The organism is Anabaena sp. UHCC 0204, assembly GCF_009711975.1.
In the GTDB taxonomy this organism is placed as follows: Bacteria; Cyanobacteriota; Cyanobacteriia; order Cyanobacteriales; family Nostocaceae; genus Dolichospermum.
Genome location: NZ_VIKW01000082.1, coordinates 101693 through 116953 on the forward strand (window position 1 = coordinate 101693; position 15261 = coordinate 116953).

10 protein-coding genes and 1 pseudogene are annotated in these 15261 nt (G+C 35.9%); 9 read left to right on the forward strand and 2 right to left on the reverse strand.

Features of this window, described 5'->3' with window-relative positions; all coding sequences use genetic code 11:
- Positions 1-8: 8 nt before the first annotated feature.
- On the reverse strand, positions 9-1358 hold the full coding sequence (locus tag FJR04_RS25630; RefSeq protein ID WP_168500193.1) for a DUF2254 domain-containing protein: 1350 nt from the start codon (positions 1356-1358) through the stop codon (positions 9-11).
- 415 nt (positions 1359-1773) lie between these two features.
- Between FJR04_RS25630 and FJR04_RS25635 the strand changes: the two genes are divergently transcribed.
- The 7 genes from FJR04_RS25635 (at position 1774) to FJR04_RS25665 (ending at position 10814) form a co-directional block, all read left to right on the forward strand.
- Positions 1774-2706 (forward strand): S-layer homology domain-containing protein, encoded by a 933-nt coding sequence (locus FJR04_RS25635; RefSeq protein ID WP_168500195.1) that lies wholly within the window; start codon positions 1774-1776, stop codon positions 2704-2706.
- 184 nt (positions 2707-2890) lie between these two features.
- Positions 2891-3805 carry a DUF2382 domain-containing protein gene (locus FJR04_RS25640; protein WP_168500197.1) on the forward strand — a complete coding sequence of 305 codons (915 nt, stop codon included), beginning with the start codon at positions 2891-2893 and terminating at the stop codon, positions 3803-3805.
- Positions 3806-4405: 600 nt separating this feature from the next.
- A complete protein-coding gene (locus FJR04_RS25645) occupies positions 4406-4963 on the forward strand; it encodes a peroxiredoxin (RefSeq protein ID WP_168500200.1) in 558 nt (185 codons plus the stop codon).
- 166 nt (positions 4964-5129) lie between these two features.
- Positions 5130-5999, forward strand: coding sequence for a polyphosphate kinase 2 family protein (locus FJR04_RS25650; protein WP_168500202.1), 870 nt, complete (start codon positions 5130-5132; stop codon positions 5997-5999).
- 417 nt (positions 6000-6416) lie between these two features.
- Complete coding sequence (locus FJR04_RS25655) at positions 6417-7001, forward strand: chemotaxis protein CheB (RefSeq protein WP_168500204.1); 585 nt, start codon at positions 6417-6419, stop codon at positions 6999-7001.
- Between the two features lie 313 nt (positions 7002-7314).
- Positions 7315-9213 (forward strand): CheR family methyltransferase, encoded by a 1899-nt coding sequence (locus tag FJR04_RS25660; RefSeq protein ID WP_168500206.1) that lies wholly within the window; start codon positions 7315-7317, stop codon positions 9211-9213.
- Between the two features lie 218 nt (positions 9214-9431).
- The gene (locus FJR04_RS25665; RefSeq protein ID WP_168500207.1) at positions 9432-10814 is read left to right on the forward strand and encodes a cobyrinate a,c-diamide synthase; all 1383 of its coding nucleotides are present in this window, start codon (positions 9432-9434) and stop codon (positions 10812-10814) included.
- 24 nt (positions 10815-10838) lie between these two features.
- On the opposite strand, the gene FJR04_RS25670 is transcribed toward FJR04_RS25665, so the two are convergent.
- On the reverse strand, positions 10839-11261 hold the full coding sequence (locus FJR04_RS25670; protein WP_168500209.1) for a cyclic nucleotide-binding domain-containing protein: 423 nt from the start codon (positions 11259-11261) through the stop codon (positions 10839-10841).
- 248 nt (positions 11262-11509) lie between these two features.
- Between FJR04_RS25670 and FJR04_RS25675 the strand changes: the two genes are divergently transcribed.
- Positions 11510-14476 carry a UPF0182 family protein gene (locus tag FJR04_RS25675; RefSeq protein WP_168500211.1) on the forward strand — a complete coding sequence of 989 codons (2967 nt, stop codon included), beginning with the start codon at positions 11510-11512 and terminating at the stop codon, positions 14474-14476.
- Positions 14477-15002: 526 nt separating this feature from the next.
- Positions 15003-15261, forward strand: a pseudogene (locus FJR04_RS25680) (PEP-CTERM sorting domain-containing protein); the annotation flags it as partial.

Below are 15261 nucleotides of genomic sequence, written 5' to 3' on the forward strand. Positions count from 1 at the left end.
GGGCAAACTTATTCCCAAGATTGAATATTGTTATTGTTGTTTAAAGTTTTCATGACTTGGTAATATTGTTTTTCCACATCTTTGTAACCTTGTGCTTGTGAAAGTCCCTCACGGCTTTCTTGTAAAATCATGTCAGCATGATGCCGGAGAACAGCTTGATATTTAGAATTGTTAGTATAAGTAGCAATTAAAGCTATAGCTGCTAATAAATGAATAGTCACTGTCATATCACACCGGCCATAATGGCGAATTTGGTCAAAAGCAGCATCCACTAATCCCGGAAACTTTACACCTTCAGCGATTACGCGCAGTTTATTATTTTTGTCGTAGCGATAAGATGAAGGGAAATTTCTCTGCACAAGGTGACAGAATCCAGAACTTAATTGGTCAATACAGCGAATTGCTGTAAATGGGTCATTTACAGCCGGAGAGATAGCACGTAAGGCAATTTCTACTAACTGATTGATGGGAAATTCTACATCCTGTTGTTCTGTCCGTTCTTTGCCGAAAATAAAGGCATCATTGATTTTTTGTGTAAGTTTTTTATTGACTTTTTCACTAGGAAAAACCCAGATTAAATCACTACCTTGAACGACAAATTTTCCTGGCCGAGTTTGAAGGCGTACCAGTAAATTATACTTAGCAGTGATTTTGATCAATTCTTCGTCATCAATAGCTTGTAAATAACCAGTGCTATTAGCTCGAATTGGTACAGATTCCTGTTCAAAAGAGATAGGAATTTCTGCTACTCCTTGTTTGTGTTCTGGTTCATCATGACCTATTTTTTCGGGAAATAGTCGTTTAATTGTTGAATGTAAATCTGTACTCACATTTTGAATTACGTGAGATGCTTGAATTATTGTTGAAGCATGATGAATAAAATAAATTAAAACGCCAATACTAATAATTGCCAGTAAAATGCCAATTGTTACTGAAATTTGGGGTACAAATTGGCTATATCCATCTCCTTCTCCACGAATTGTCCGCAGTACGAGCAAGCAGTAAATAAACGTACTAATAAATGTGCCAAGGACAACTTGATTTCCTGTATCCTGCATAAAATTACGCAGCAGTCGGGGTCCAAAATTAGAAGCAGCCAGTTGAAGGGCTACAATTGTAATTGAAAAAGCTGTAGCAGCAACACTCATCATTGAACCAGCAACAGCTTCCAAGAGCGATCGCGCTCCATCTGCTCCACCAGTGTAAATCCACCAATAATCAATATCTATTTGGTCTTTACGGTCAACATTGAGCATTATTAAGGCTAAAGCGGTAGCTACCATTGCCATAACTGCTGGTATGAACCAGTAGCTAGAGTGGAGGCTATCCCAAAGTTTATTGATTTTGATATTTCTCATTGAAAGTAAGAAAAACTTTTTCTGGATCTTTCTCTGACAAAAGAGAATTTTTTAACCAAACTATCCAATTATCAATGAATCATTGATAACCATCTTCCTTTTGCAGGCGATCGCTCTACTACCGCAAGATATATTTTTACAAAAACAATTCATCCTCAATTAACACTTGATTATTTTTGATCAGTTGCCAAGTTAGATATCAAAAACTTAGAGATTCTAGTATTTATTGGCTTTTTATGCTAATTTTATGGAAAATTGAAATATTGTTTTGACTACATCTCAAGTAATAATTCATTTCGTCCTTTGGGAAGATTTTCTATTGATAGCAAGTTATTTATTGGAGAAATTCACTATTGCCTAATATTTATTGAAATATAATAAAAGAAAATACTTAAAAAAACAGGAGGCATTGATAATGACTCAGTTAAATAAGTTAGCATCAGTAGGAATATCTTTACTAACTTTAAATTTGGTAGTATTGGCAGTTGGAGCATTAGAAACCTCTGCCCAATCTTCACCTGTAACTACCTTTAGTGACGTTCCATCTAATTACTGGGCGCAACCATTTATTCAGGGTTTAGCGGCCAGAAATATTGTAGTTGGATATCCTGATGGTACATTTCGTCCAGAACAGCCAATCAATCGAGATGAGTTTGCAGCAATTATTCGTAAAGCTTTTGATCAACCACCAATTCGTCAGATCGAAAGTGGTGCTGTCTATAAAGATGTTCCTGCTAATCATTGGGCTGTTCGTCCCATTGAAGAAGCCTATCAGCAAGGATTTATGACGGGTTATCCTGGTGGCTATTTCCGTCCTAATCAACCCGTTTCTAAGGTTGAAGCTATAGTTGCTTTAAACAAAGGTCTGAATCTAACTCCTGATACATCAGCAGCTATTGTTCCCCCAGTTGCCCAGAGAGGATTTCCCCAAAAAGCTTTGAAAAGACGCATTTTTATGCCGCTGGGATTTACTCCTTTAATGCAGCCTTTATTAATATCAAAAGCCCCAGCTATAGCAGCTAATACAGTTACTCCTGCTACCACTGATCAACAGGCTGTAACTCTTCAGCGTCCTGCATCATTTATTATTACTAACACTTACGCCGATGCCAATAAAATTCCAAAATATGCAATTGGAGATGTAGCAACAGCAACAAAAAAAAATATAGTGGTTAACTATCCAAATTCTGAGGTTTTGAATCCCACTAAACCTGCAAGTAGAGGAGAAATTACAGCTTTAGTTTATCAAACTTTGGTTGCCAAAAATAAAATAGAACCTCTAGCAGAGAATTTACCAGCCAATCAGTATATTGTTCGCACTCCTATTAACGATCAAAATATTCAATAACTGCACTCAATTGTCCTAGTATTTAATTTTTGGAAAACCAGATGAGCTAGACCATAAGGTATAGTCTCAGTCCATAGTTTCTAGCTAACACGAGTTAAATTTGATTCCTATATCACTCTTCAGATGGAAGGAGGATAAGCATAAGGATTTAGCATTGTAAATATAGGTTTGGGAGTAAAATAATATGGCTTTATACAAATTAGAAGATTTTGCTTCTCACTATGGAAATACTGAGTTTGATCACCATGACGACATCAAGAATTTTGATGTTTATTCAGACATAGATGATGATAAAGTTGGCACTGTCAAACACATCTTGGTTGATGATTCAGGTCGTTTCCGTTATTTAGTAGTTGATACAGGTTTTTGGTTCTTTGGTAGACAAGTCTTATTACCAATTGGGCGTTCCCGAATTGACTACAATAATCGGCGCGTGTATGCTCATGGGCTGACGAAGGAGCAAGTAGAAAATTTACCAGATTTTCATGATTTGGAACAAATTGATAACGACTATGAGGAACGGGTGCGGGGAGTTTATAGCCCACAAATAAGACAAGAAACCTTAGAAACATCAACACCTTTAGATGCTCCACCGGTTTCTCATGAACGTATCCGTAGCGATCGCGATCGCCAACCAAGAGTAGCTCCTGAACGTCATAATTACAGGTATGAACGTGAGCCAAATCTTTACGATACAAATGAGCAGGATCACCAAAACCTCAAACTATACGAAGAACGTTTAGTTGCCACTAAATCTCGTGTTAAAAAAGGAGAAGTATCTATTGGCAAACACGTGGAAACTGATACAGCAAGAGTTTCTGTACCAGTTGAAAAAGAACGCATAGTTATTGAACACACTACTCCAACGCAGACTACGAGAACTGTATTACCTGGTGATGCTAACTTCAATGAAGGAGAAGTTGCTCGTATGGGGATTTATGAAGAAACTCCTCAGATTCATAAAGAAGCGGTTGTGCGTGAGGAAGTGAAAATTCAGAAAATAGTTGAACAGGATACAGTTGAAGCCGAAGATACTATTCGTCGTGAGGAATTAGACATTAATCGCAATGATCAACGATTAAGTGAGAGAAGACGCTAGGGAATTAACACGATTGTGTGATTGTGGGCGATGGCGTTGCTGATTAACGGTATGAATTTTAGTCTCACGCAAAGGCGCAAAGGCGCAAAGGTAAGAGTTTTAAAGATTCAATTTAGGAATTTCGGTGTTGCTGATTAAGAGTATGATTTTGTTTCACGCAGAGGCGCAGAGTCTACAGAGAGTAAGAGTTTGAAATCATTGATTTTTGAATTTCATACCCTAATTCAGCAACGCCGGAATTTCATACCTCAATTCAGCAACGCCTGGGCGATCGCTTTTTCAAGAGTTTGCTGTTAAATATGTAAAACTCACGCAGGTGGGTTGTAAACCATTGATTTTGTATTAGTCCGCCCAGGCGGACTTTATTTATTTAATACTGACTGATTTTTATTAGAAACTTTAAAAATACTCTTATATCCAATAAAATGCTATTATCCAAAAAAAAACAGATGATGAGTCAGTATTTCCTGTCATCACGATACGGGCTATATTAATAATTGACAATTGTACGGGCGAAGCATTCGGGTGATAAATTATCGGTTTTTTCCCAAAGTTATTTTCCGAATGCTTCGCCCCTACGACTCTTAACAACTCAAGACGATGATTTTCCGCCGCACTTTTATTAGCATTTTATTTGCCACTTGTTTGGCTGTTATTAATTGGTTGAATTTTATCCCTGATGCTCAAGCTTTAGGTGGTAAACTACCCGCAATTAATCAACCTGCTCCTGAATTTACCTTACCAACTAATACAGGTAATGGTAAAATTTCCCTGACTGATTTCCGTGGTAAGTGGGTAGTTGTTTATTTCTATCCCCAAGACTTTACCTCTGGTTGTACAATTGAAGCAAGACGTTTTCAGCAAGATTTACCCAAATATATAGAGAAAAATACGGAGATTATTGGTATTAGTGTTGATGATGTTGATTCCCATGCTGAATTCTGTGATTCTGAGGGGCTAAAATTTCCGTTATTAGCTGATACCAAAGGTGAAGTTAGTAAAGCTTATGGTTCTTGGATAGGTTATGTATCTATGCGTCATAGTTTTATTATTGATCCTCAAGGAATATTGCGAGAAATTTTTGTAAAAGTTAATCCTAGTATTCACAGTACGGAAGTTTTAACAAAATTAGAAAAATTGCAATCTTCTGTTTTTTAGAAAGATAGTAAGTAGGTGAGCGTTAAAAATTGTCGTTGGGATAAGGGAACAGGGAACAGGGAACAGGGAAAACTTCTTAACAACTAACAACTGACAACTGACAACTGACAACTGACAACTGACAACTGACTAATTACCAAATTCTATAGGAGTGCTATATTTTTAAATGAATCATGATCCTTATATTGTCAAACCAGGTTCTCAGATTTCTTTACAAAAAGACTATAACCCAGCTTATAAATGTGAGTTTCACCAAAAAACTGATGCAGTTAAAAAATTAAAAGCAGGTATTTCAAAACTAGCTGAATATCAAGATATTCTCTATGCTCAAAATAGCTATTCTTTGCTAATTATTTTTCAAGCAATGGATGCTGCTGGTAAAGATAGTACCATTAAGCACGTTATGTCTGGGGTAAATCCCCAAGGATGTCAGGTATTTAGTTTTAAATCACCTAGTGAGGAAGAATTAGATCATGATTATTTATGGCGTTCGATGAAGGCTTTACCAGAAAGGGGGAGAATTGGGATTTTTAATCGTTCATACTATGAAGAATTACTCATAGTGCGTGTGCATCCAGAAATTCTTAAAAAGCAACAATTACCTAAATTTCCTCAAGGTAATCAGATATGGAAACAGCGATTTGAAGAAATTAATAATTTTGAAAAATATTTGGTAAATAATGGGGTGATTGTTCTCAAGTTTTTTCTGAATGTCTCAAAATCAATGCAAAAAAAGCGGTTTTTACAAAGGATTGAATCTCCGGAAAAACATTGGAAATTTTCTGCTAGTGATGTGAAAGAAAGAGGTTTTTGGGATAATTATATGGATGCTTATGAGCAAGTTTTCAATCACACAAGTACAGAATTTGCTCCCTGGTATATTGTGCCGGCTGATCGAAAATGGTTTACAAGGTTAATAGTCGCGGATATTATTTGCACAAAATTACAGGAATTAAATTTGCAATACCCTCAAGTTAGTGAGGAATATAAGCAGCGATTGTGGGAAGCAAAAAAAACTTTGGAAGCCGAACAATAAAATAATTAAGGTAAGTTGCTATAGCAATCTTATTTGAGTTATGGGCGTTGCTGAATTAGCGGATGATTTTTGGAGGTAGAGACGTTCCATGGGTAGGAATTCTCGGCGCTACAAAGGTCTTGAACGTATGCAAAATTATTTTCATCCCTAAAATCAGCAATACCCCAATTACCAATCACCCATTACCAACCTAAGTAGGTAGATGCTAATTAACCCAACTATGTAACGAACTGTAAATTACCCAAAACTCTTGGGATTGCTTCGTTCCACTCGCAATGACATAGTTATAAGTTTTCCCACCTACCTACTTAAATTCTCCCAACTGTGAAATTACTATCCGTCAATGGGTGTATGGAATAAATTGAAAAGTTTGATATTTTCAAAGTGGGGGAAATTATAATTTTTAAGGCAAATAATATGCCAGTTATTTCTAATTTTGATGTTGTAGCATTAGCAGCTTCCGCTGGTGGATTAGCGGCATTAATTGAGGTGCTGGCTAATTTACCTGCTGATTTTAGGGCAGCAATTGTTGTTGTTCAACACTTAGATCCCAATCATCCATCACTCATGGCAGATATCCTGAACCGTCGGATTTCACTAAAAGTAAAACAGGCTAAGGAAGGAGATATACTGACTCCAGGGGTTGTTTATCTTGCTCCTCCTGATAATCACTTGTTAGTTAATAGTGATGGTAATATTTCATTGTCTCAGTCAGAAAGAGTGCATTTTCTCCGTCCTGCGGCTGATTTATTGTTTGAATCTGTAGCAGCAAGTTACAAAAAAAGAGCGATCGCTATTGTGCTAACTGGTACTGGTCAAGATGGATCAATGGGAGTAGTAGCAGTTAAAAAAATGGGTGGTACGGTAATTGTCCAAGATGAAAAAACTGCTGAATTTACAGGAATGCCATCTGCCGCAATTAATACTGGAGATGTAGATTTTATACTACCTTTGAAAGAAATTGCTCCCACCTTAGTAACTTTAATTACGCCTCATAGTTAGTACCACAGGGCGAAATTCAAAATTATAAGAGCAGATTAGATAAGCTTTTAAATTAAATATCACTGGCTATAATATACTACAGCGATTTATATCTCTCTCGTAAATATTTAACACCAAAAATTTTGAAGTTGACTATAAAAAATGGTGTCATAGAGTTAATATATTTATGTATATTAAGTAGTCGGACAAGGAGTAGAAACAGGGAATGCAAAATGGGTGTAATTAATTTTACCTGAATCCCTAAAATATGTTTCTATTGAAAGTTGCGGTGCGAATTTTAGTTCATCTACCAACGAAATTACCGTGTATTCTTATGAATAATTCAGATCAAGACCTTGACTTTGAACATCTCCTAAAATATTTGAGAAGCAATAGAAGTTTTGATTTTACAGGTTATAAACGTTCCAGTTTGATGCGTCGTGTTAGTAAACGGATGCAGTCTTTAAATATAGATAAGTTTACAAATTATCAAGATTATTTAGAAGTTCATCCAGATGAATTCAAAGAGCTATTTAATAATATTTTAATTAATGTGACTGCTTTTTTTCGAGATACTTCAGCTTGGGAATATTTAGCTACGGAAGTTATCCCTAATATCATTAACAATAAACAAAAAAATGAACAAATTAGAATGTGGAGTGCTGGTTGTGCTTCTGGAGAAGAAGCGTGTACTTTAGCAATAGTGATAGCGGAAATATTGGGAATAGAGGAATTTTGTCGCCGAGTAAAAATCTATGCTACAGATGTAGATGAAGAAGCTCTGAAGCAAGCTCGTCAAGCTGTTTATTCAGCCAAAAATATTCATACAGTCCCATCAGAACTGCGCGAGAAATATTTTGACCTAGTAGGTAACAGTTATGTTTTTCGCCAAGATTTGCGCCGTTGTATCATTTTTGGTCGTCATGATTTACTTCAGGATGCGCCAATTTCTCGTTTAGATTTATTGGTTTGTCGGAATACGTTAATGTATTTTAATTCGGAAACACAAGGGCAGATTATCAATCGGTTTCATTTTGCTATTAATGATAATGGGTATCTGTTTTTAGGAAAAGCAGAAATATTAGTGATCCACTCCAATTTATTTATACCTACGGATTTAAAAAATCGGATATTCCGGAAGATTTCTTTCGAGAAAACACGCAATCGCCAAAGATTTATCATCAGTTCACGAGATTATGAATCACCCAATGGTATCAATCAGGAAATATTGATTAGGGAATTAGCTTTTGATACAGCATCTACCGCCCAAATTGTTATTGATACTGAAGGGGTATTAATAATGATTAATGAACAAGCACGGAATCTATTTGGCCTAACATTTAAGGATTTAAACCGTCCTTTTCAGGATTTGGAATTATCCTATAGACCGGTAGAATTGCGATCGCTCATTGATCAGGCATATAATGAACATCGTATTATTACACTCACCCATGTTGAACGTTATTTACCTAATTCAGAAACTCAATATTTGGATATGCGGATTATTCCCTTACAAGATGCGGAGAAAATGATTATCGGTGTGACAGTTGCTTTTAATGATGTCACCCGATACATGAAACTCCAAGCCGCACTACTACGTTCTCGACAAGAAGTAGAAACAACTAACGAAGAATTACAATCTACTAATGAAGAATTAGAAACAACTAATGAAGAATTGCAATCTACTAATGAAGAATTAGAGACAATGAATGAAGAACTTCAATCAACAAATCAAGAAATGGAAACAATGAATGAAGAACTTCAATCAGCGAATAGGGAGTTACAAACAATCAATTATGAATTATGCGATCGCACCTATGATCTAAACCATAGCAATACCCTTCTCGCTTCCATTTTAGGAAGTCTGCAAATGGGAATAGTAGTTATGGATAGTAGTTTTAAGATTTTAATTTGGAATCATACAGTTGAAAATTTGTGGGGTTTACGGAGTGAAGAAGCAATCAATAGGTCTTGGTTTAGTTTGGATATAGGTTTACCTGTAGAACAATTACGAACTCCGATGCGTGATATTCTATCTGGGAGAAAAAAATTCCAGGAAATACTCCTTGATGCTACCAATCGTCGCGGTAAACAAATTCAATGTTATATTGCTTTCAGTCCCCTAATTAGCGACAAAGCTGAAGGTATTATTTTGATGATGGCAGATGTGGAAACAATCAATAATATGATTTCTCCTGCGGAAATTGAAAAAAGACAAGAGGAAGGGAAGTAGTTATTGGCGACTAGAAGTCGCTACTACACGAACAAAGTCCACACTATGGCTAACGCCACGCTACGCTATCGACAAGCTCAGTGACCACCTCCGTGGACTTATGAAAAATCAAAAATCTTGAACCCACGTTCGCGGAGCGTTCCGAAGGAATAGGTGGGTTTTGTCTATGTAGCCGCGGTTTCTAACCGCCAGGTACAATTATTTTTAATTGCTGATCTATGTCTATAATTATTGCTGGTGAACGTAGCGGAGTAGGTAAAACAACAGTTACACTTACCCTTTTAGCCTCTTTATCTCGTCGTGGTGTCAAGGTACAATCTTTTAAGGTGGGACCGGATTATATTGATCCCATGTTTCATCAATATGTTACTGGTCTTCCTTGTCGAAACTTAGACCCTGTGCTAACTTCAGAAAGTTATGTTCAAGAATGTTTTCTCCGTCATTCTGCAAAGTGTGAATATACTTTAGTTGAGGGTGTGATGGGTTTGTTTGATGGGATTGGCCACTTATCAAACACCAATGGTAAAACCGACTTTGCCAGTACAGCACACATTGCTAGATTATTAGATATACCTGTTATATTAGTAATTGATTGTAGTCGTTTATCAGGTTCAGTAGCCGCGATCGCTCACGGTTATTGTTCATTGGATAGTAGAATTAAAATCGCTGGGTTAGTCTTGAATCGAGTAGGAAGCGATCGCCATTTATCATTATTAAAAGCCTCTCTCGCACCTCTACAATTACCTATTCTCGGTGTATTGCGACGACAAGATCATATTACTATTCCTGATCGTCATTTGGGTTTAATCCCCACCGCAGAATTACCAGAATTAGATCAGATAATTAATAGTCTTGCAGATTTAGGTGATACTTATTTTGATTGGGATCAACTTTTACCACTTTTAAAATCACCATCTTCCCCAATTTCCAATTCTCAATTCCCAGTTTCTCCTACTCCAGTTAAAATTGCCGTAGCGCGAGATCAGGCTTTTAATTTTTACTATCAAGATAACTTAGATTTATTAGAAAAATTAGGTGCAGAATTAGTATTTTGGAGTCCATTGCATGATGCTAAATTACCAGAAAATATTCAAGGAATGTATTTTGGTGGTGGTTTTCCGGAAGTATTTGCACAAGAATTATCTGCCAACATTAGTCTGATTCAAGATGTAAAAAACTCGATTTTAGCAGGAATACCCACAATTGCTGAATGTGGAGGTTTGATGTATTTATGTGAACAAATTATTGATTTTGACGGTAAATCTTGGCCAATGGTGGGAATATTACCAACATTAGCACAAATGGATAAAAGATTAACTTTAGGATATCGTCGTGCTGTAGTTTTAGAAAATAATTTTCTCTTGAATATCAATACAAATATTTTTGGACATGAATTTCATCGTTCTCATTTAATCACTAATTCTCAACAACCATTATTTAATACTTATCGCTATGATTGTGATGAACATACAGGTTTTGAAGGTTGGTGTTTATCTAATGTTCATGCTTCTTATATCCATCAACATTGGGGAGAAAGTAGAGAAATTCCCCAAAGGTTTCTTCAAGAATGTCTAAACAACCAACTAACAACTAACAACTAACAACTAACAACTAACAACTGACAACTAACTAATATTTTCATTCAATTTTCTAATCAAACGAGATAACTCACGAATAACATTCACTGCAATTTCTGGAGTTTCTTCAATAGCATCATAAAGTTGTTCTTGAGTAAGTTCTAAACATTCACAAGATTCTAAAGTAGTGATAGAAGCAGAACGGGGTTGAGTATCAAATACTGCCATTTCTCCAAAGTATTTTCCTCGATCAACTTCTGCTAACTTAGTATCACCAATATGGACTTTAACACGACCTGATACTAGAATATAAAGCGATCGCCCTTCTTGTCCCTGTTGAAATATTGTATAATTAGATGGATATGATAACTCATTCATCACAGAAGCTAGTCTGACAATGAAATCATCCCGTAATTCTTTAAAAATGGGGACTTGTCTAACAAATAATAACCGATCAACACTGGTAAGCATAATTACTGATTTTTCAATAAACCCTTGACAAAATTAACTAGGATCACAGGACGGAATTAAAAACTAAAAAAGCAGATGATATAAGCTTTTTGGGGATTTTTAATGGTTGGTTTATTTACGCCTTTGTGTACTAGACATAGCCTAACTCTCAAGAAATAAGCATCTAGATTTATCTTATACCAAATAATCATGAAAATGATACACAGAATTGGTATTAGATCAAATTAATATTAACAAGCATTAAGATTATGGTTTGGAAGTGGTATTTACGAATATTGATTTTATTTCTGGCTGTGGGACTATTCTTAAATATAGTATCTCATCTAGGTGCAGAAATTTTTTGGTTTCAAGAAGTTGGTTACATAGAAGTATTACTGATAAAACTGATCACCCAAGGAAGTTTATGGCTATTTGTAGTAAGTTTAAGTGCCGTTTATCTTTTAGGTAATTTAACTCTAGCACAAAGATGGAAATACCACCTATCGGCTAAGTCTATTCCCAGTAGAGAAACAAGGCTTACTCCCCAATTAAGCAATTTTCTCAGTCCCCAGTATAACAAAAATGATCAACCTTTTGACTGGCATAACTATACCAATAAACTAAAATTACGGTGGCTGTTACCTCTAACATTAGGATTAAGTTTGTTAGTGTGTTTAACATTAGCTTACTATGAAGAAATTACGCTTACTTATTGGCCAGATCAAGTAATTCAGTCTAAGTTGTCAGTACCACGACTATTACAACCAGAAATAATTTTACAGTTAGGCAAAAAAATTATTAGTCAAAGTTGGTATTTAGGATTAATAGGCGGATTGTCTGTAGCTTTATTAATTTATAGCAAAATTTTGCTCAGAGCGATCGCCATTATTTTTAGCCTCAGTTTTGGATGGATTATATCGCAACATTGGTCAAAAATTCTCCTCTACTTCCATAGTATTTCCTTTGAGAATTATGACCCATTATTTGGTAATAATATCAGCTTTTATATTTTCTCACTTCCTTTCTGGGAACTTTTAGGATTTTGGTTAATAGGACTATGTTTATATAGCTTTCTTAGCGTCACTCTCACCTATTTATTATCAGCAGATAGTCTCAGTCGAGCCATGTTTCCAGGATTTTCTTCGCAGCAAATCCGTCATTTATCCGGGTTAAGTGGTTGTTTAATGTTAGTAACAGCTTTAAGTTATTGGCTAGGGCGTTATCAACTGCTTTATTCTAATAATGGAGTCAGTTATGGGGCTAGTTACACTGATGTTAAAGCCGAATTACCAGCAAACACCTTATTATGTATCCTATCGTTAGCCATAGCTGTTTATCTATTATGGATAACTGTATTTTGGCGACCAAAATCTTTAAACTTGCGCCGATTAATCTATGGTTTTAGCATTTATCTAACTTTCATATTGACAGGTAATTTCATTTTACCAATAACTGTCCAAAAACTAATTGTTGAGCCAAATGAATTAAAAAGAGAAGAACCCTATATCAGCAGAAATATTGCCTTAACTCGTCAAGCCTTTAACTTAGATGTGATTGATTCTCAAACATTTAATCCATCAGGAAAACTCACCGAAGCTGATATTAAAGCCAATGATTTGACAATTCGCAATATTCGTCTTTGGGATCAAGAACCATTATTAAAAACCAACAGACAACTACAACAAATTCGCCCTTATTATAAATTTCCTGATGCTGATGTTGATAGATATCAAATAAAAAATAGCCTGACACAAGACACAACAGAAAAACAACAAGTCCTAATTGCCGCCAGAGAATTAAATTATCCAGATGTCCCTCTCCAAGCACAAACATGGGTAAACCAAAATATGATTTATACTCATGGCTATGGCTTTACTCTGAGTCCTGTTAATACAGTTGCTATTGGTGGACTACCAGAATATTTTGTTAAAGATATTAGCCAGAATGGTAGCGCCTTAAACACTTCTAGTCCAGCTATCCGTGAAAGTATTCCCATTGGTAAACCCCGGATTTATTATGGAGAAATTAGTAATACTCACGTCATGACTGGGACAAAAGTCAAAGAATTAGATTATCCTAGCGGAAGTGATAATGTTTATAATACTTATGATGGATTAGGTGGCATCAAGCTAAATTCTCTCTGGAAAAGATGGCTATTTTCAATTTATTTAAAAGACTGGAGAATGGTCTTCACAAGGGATTTTTTACCAGATACTAAAGTATTATTTCGGCGGAATATTAATGAAAGAATTAGAGCGATCGCACCTTTTTTAAAATTCGATAGCGATCCTTATCTAGTCGCAGCCGATGCCCATGTAGATAACAAAAATCAACAATTTCCTGGTCAAGAAAATTTCCTGTATTGGATAGTTGATGCTTACACCACAAGCGATCGCTATCCCTATTCTGATACAGGTACAGACGACATCAACTATATCCGTAATTCTGTCAAAGTCGTAATTGATGCTTACAACGGCACAGTTAAATTTTACATTGCCGATCCCTCAGATCCATTAATTATCTCTTGGTCAAAAATATTTCCGCAAATGTTTCAAACCATGCAGGAGTTACCCCCCAATCTCCGTAGCCATATCCGCTATCCAGTAGACTTTTTCAAAATTCAATCTGAACGCTTAATGATCTACCACATGACAGATCCCCAAGTATTTTACAACCGGGAAGATCAATGGCAGATTCCCAATGAAATCTATGGAGACGAAACCCGTCAAGTTGAACCATACTATTTAATTACCAGTCTTCCCAATGTCCCCTTTGAAGAATTTATCCTCTTACTACCTTACACACCCAAACAACGGACAAATTTAATTGCTTGGTTAGCAGCACGTTCTGATGGCGAAAATTACGGCAAATTACTCCTATATAACTTTCCTAAAGAACGCCTAATTTATGGACAAGAACAAATTGAAGCCAGAATTAATCAAGATCCAGTCATTTCTCAACAAATTTCCCTTTGGAATCGTCAAGGTTCGAGAGTAATTCAAGGTAATCTACTAGTAATTCCCATTGAGCAATCGTTACTCTATGTTGAACCAATTTATTTAGAAGCTACACAAAATAGTTTACCCACCTTAGTCAGAGTAGTTGTAGCCTATGAAAACCGCATCGTCATGGCACAAACCCTAGAACAAGCATTACAAGGAATCTTTCAACCACAACTCACACCACCACCACCACCCATCATTCGTCCCGTGGAAGAAGAAATACCACCAGCCTGAATTTACAATCAATAATTGCTTTGTTCGTCTTTGTAACGAAGTTATACATAACGTCAATACAGAATTTATCAGGACTTACGCAAAATCATGAAGAAACGTATCGCTAAAGCGAAAGCTCCGCTAACGCGAAGCGTGGCGTTAGCCATACCGCAGAGGACGCAGAGGACAGGTCGAAATAAGAGTTTCAGAGAGTTATTGCGTAAGTCCTATTTATATAAAAAAATCAGTCATCATCAGTAATTTCATAGGTGACAAATTGCTGATTATAGCAACAGACATTTTTTCAATTATGTAAGATTACGTAATTTTTTGAATTTCTACCCTTGACTAAAGAGAAAATAATAGTTGCTCTCCGTTAATTTACAAGATACCCTGAGAAAAATAGTAGAAATGCGGTCAGTAGAGTACGTATTTTTTAAACTAAACTTCATATTAATTATACAATATTTATCTATTTATTCTCAAATAAGTATAGAAAGTAACTTATATTGTGGTTATCAAAGATACCTTATTTTAATTTAGAAAAATGTCTACCCTAAAGACTTTTATTTGCACCACAACAGTCACCCTTAGTCTTCTGTTAGTAGCTGGACAACAAGCAAACGCAGGACAACTTTATCAAGACTGGAATTATGGTATTGACTCTTTTAGCGATGGTTCTGGTAGTTCTAGTTTCGAGATCAAAGGCATGGCCATCAAAGAGTCTGGTGATAAAATATATGTTGCCCTCACAGGTGGTATGCCTTTATCAGGGGTAAACGAAGGAAACATCAATATTGGTCAAT

Bases quoted from the DNA above. Each gene is read 5' to 3' on its own strand.
- FJR04_RS25630 (WP_168500193.1), bottom strand. From the start codon at position 1,358: ATGAGAAATATCAAAATCAATAAACTTTGGGATAGCCTCCACTCTAGC.
- FJR04_RS25635 (WP_168500195.1), top strand. From the start codon at position 1,774: ATGACTCAGTTAAATAAGTTAGCATCAGTAGGAATATCTTTACTAACT.
- FJR04_RS25640 (WP_168500197.1), top strand. From the start codon at position 2,891: ATGGCTTTATACAAATTAGAAGATTTTGCTTCTCACTATGGAAATACT.
- FJR04_RS25645 (WP_168500200.1), top strand. From the start codon at position 4,406: ATGATTTTCCGCCGCACTTTTATTAGCATTTTATTTGCCACTTGTTTG.
- FJR04_RS25650 (WP_168500202.1), top strand. From the start codon at position 5,130: ATGAATCATGATCCTTATATTGTCAAACCAGGTTCTCAGATTTCTTTA.
- FJR04_RS25655 (WP_168500204.1), top strand. From the start codon at position 6,417: ATGCCAGTTATTTCTAATTTTGATGTTGTAGCATTAGCAGCTTCCGCT.
- FJR04_RS25660 (WP_168500206.1), top strand. From the start codon at position 7,315: ATGAATAATTCAGATCAAGACCTTGACTTTGAACATCTCCTAAAATAT.
- FJR04_RS25665 (WP_168500207.1), top strand. From the start codon at position 9,432: ATGTCTATAATTATTGCTGGTGAACGTAGCGGAGTAGGTAAAACAACA.
- FJR04_RS25670 (WP_168500209.1), bottom strand. From the start codon at position 11,261: ATGCTTACCAGTGTTGATCGGTTATTATTTGTTAGACAAGTCCCCATT.
- FJR04_RS25675 (WP_168500211.1), top strand. From the start codon at position 11,510: ATGGTTTGGAAGTGGTATTTACGAATATTGATTTTATTTCTGGCTGTG.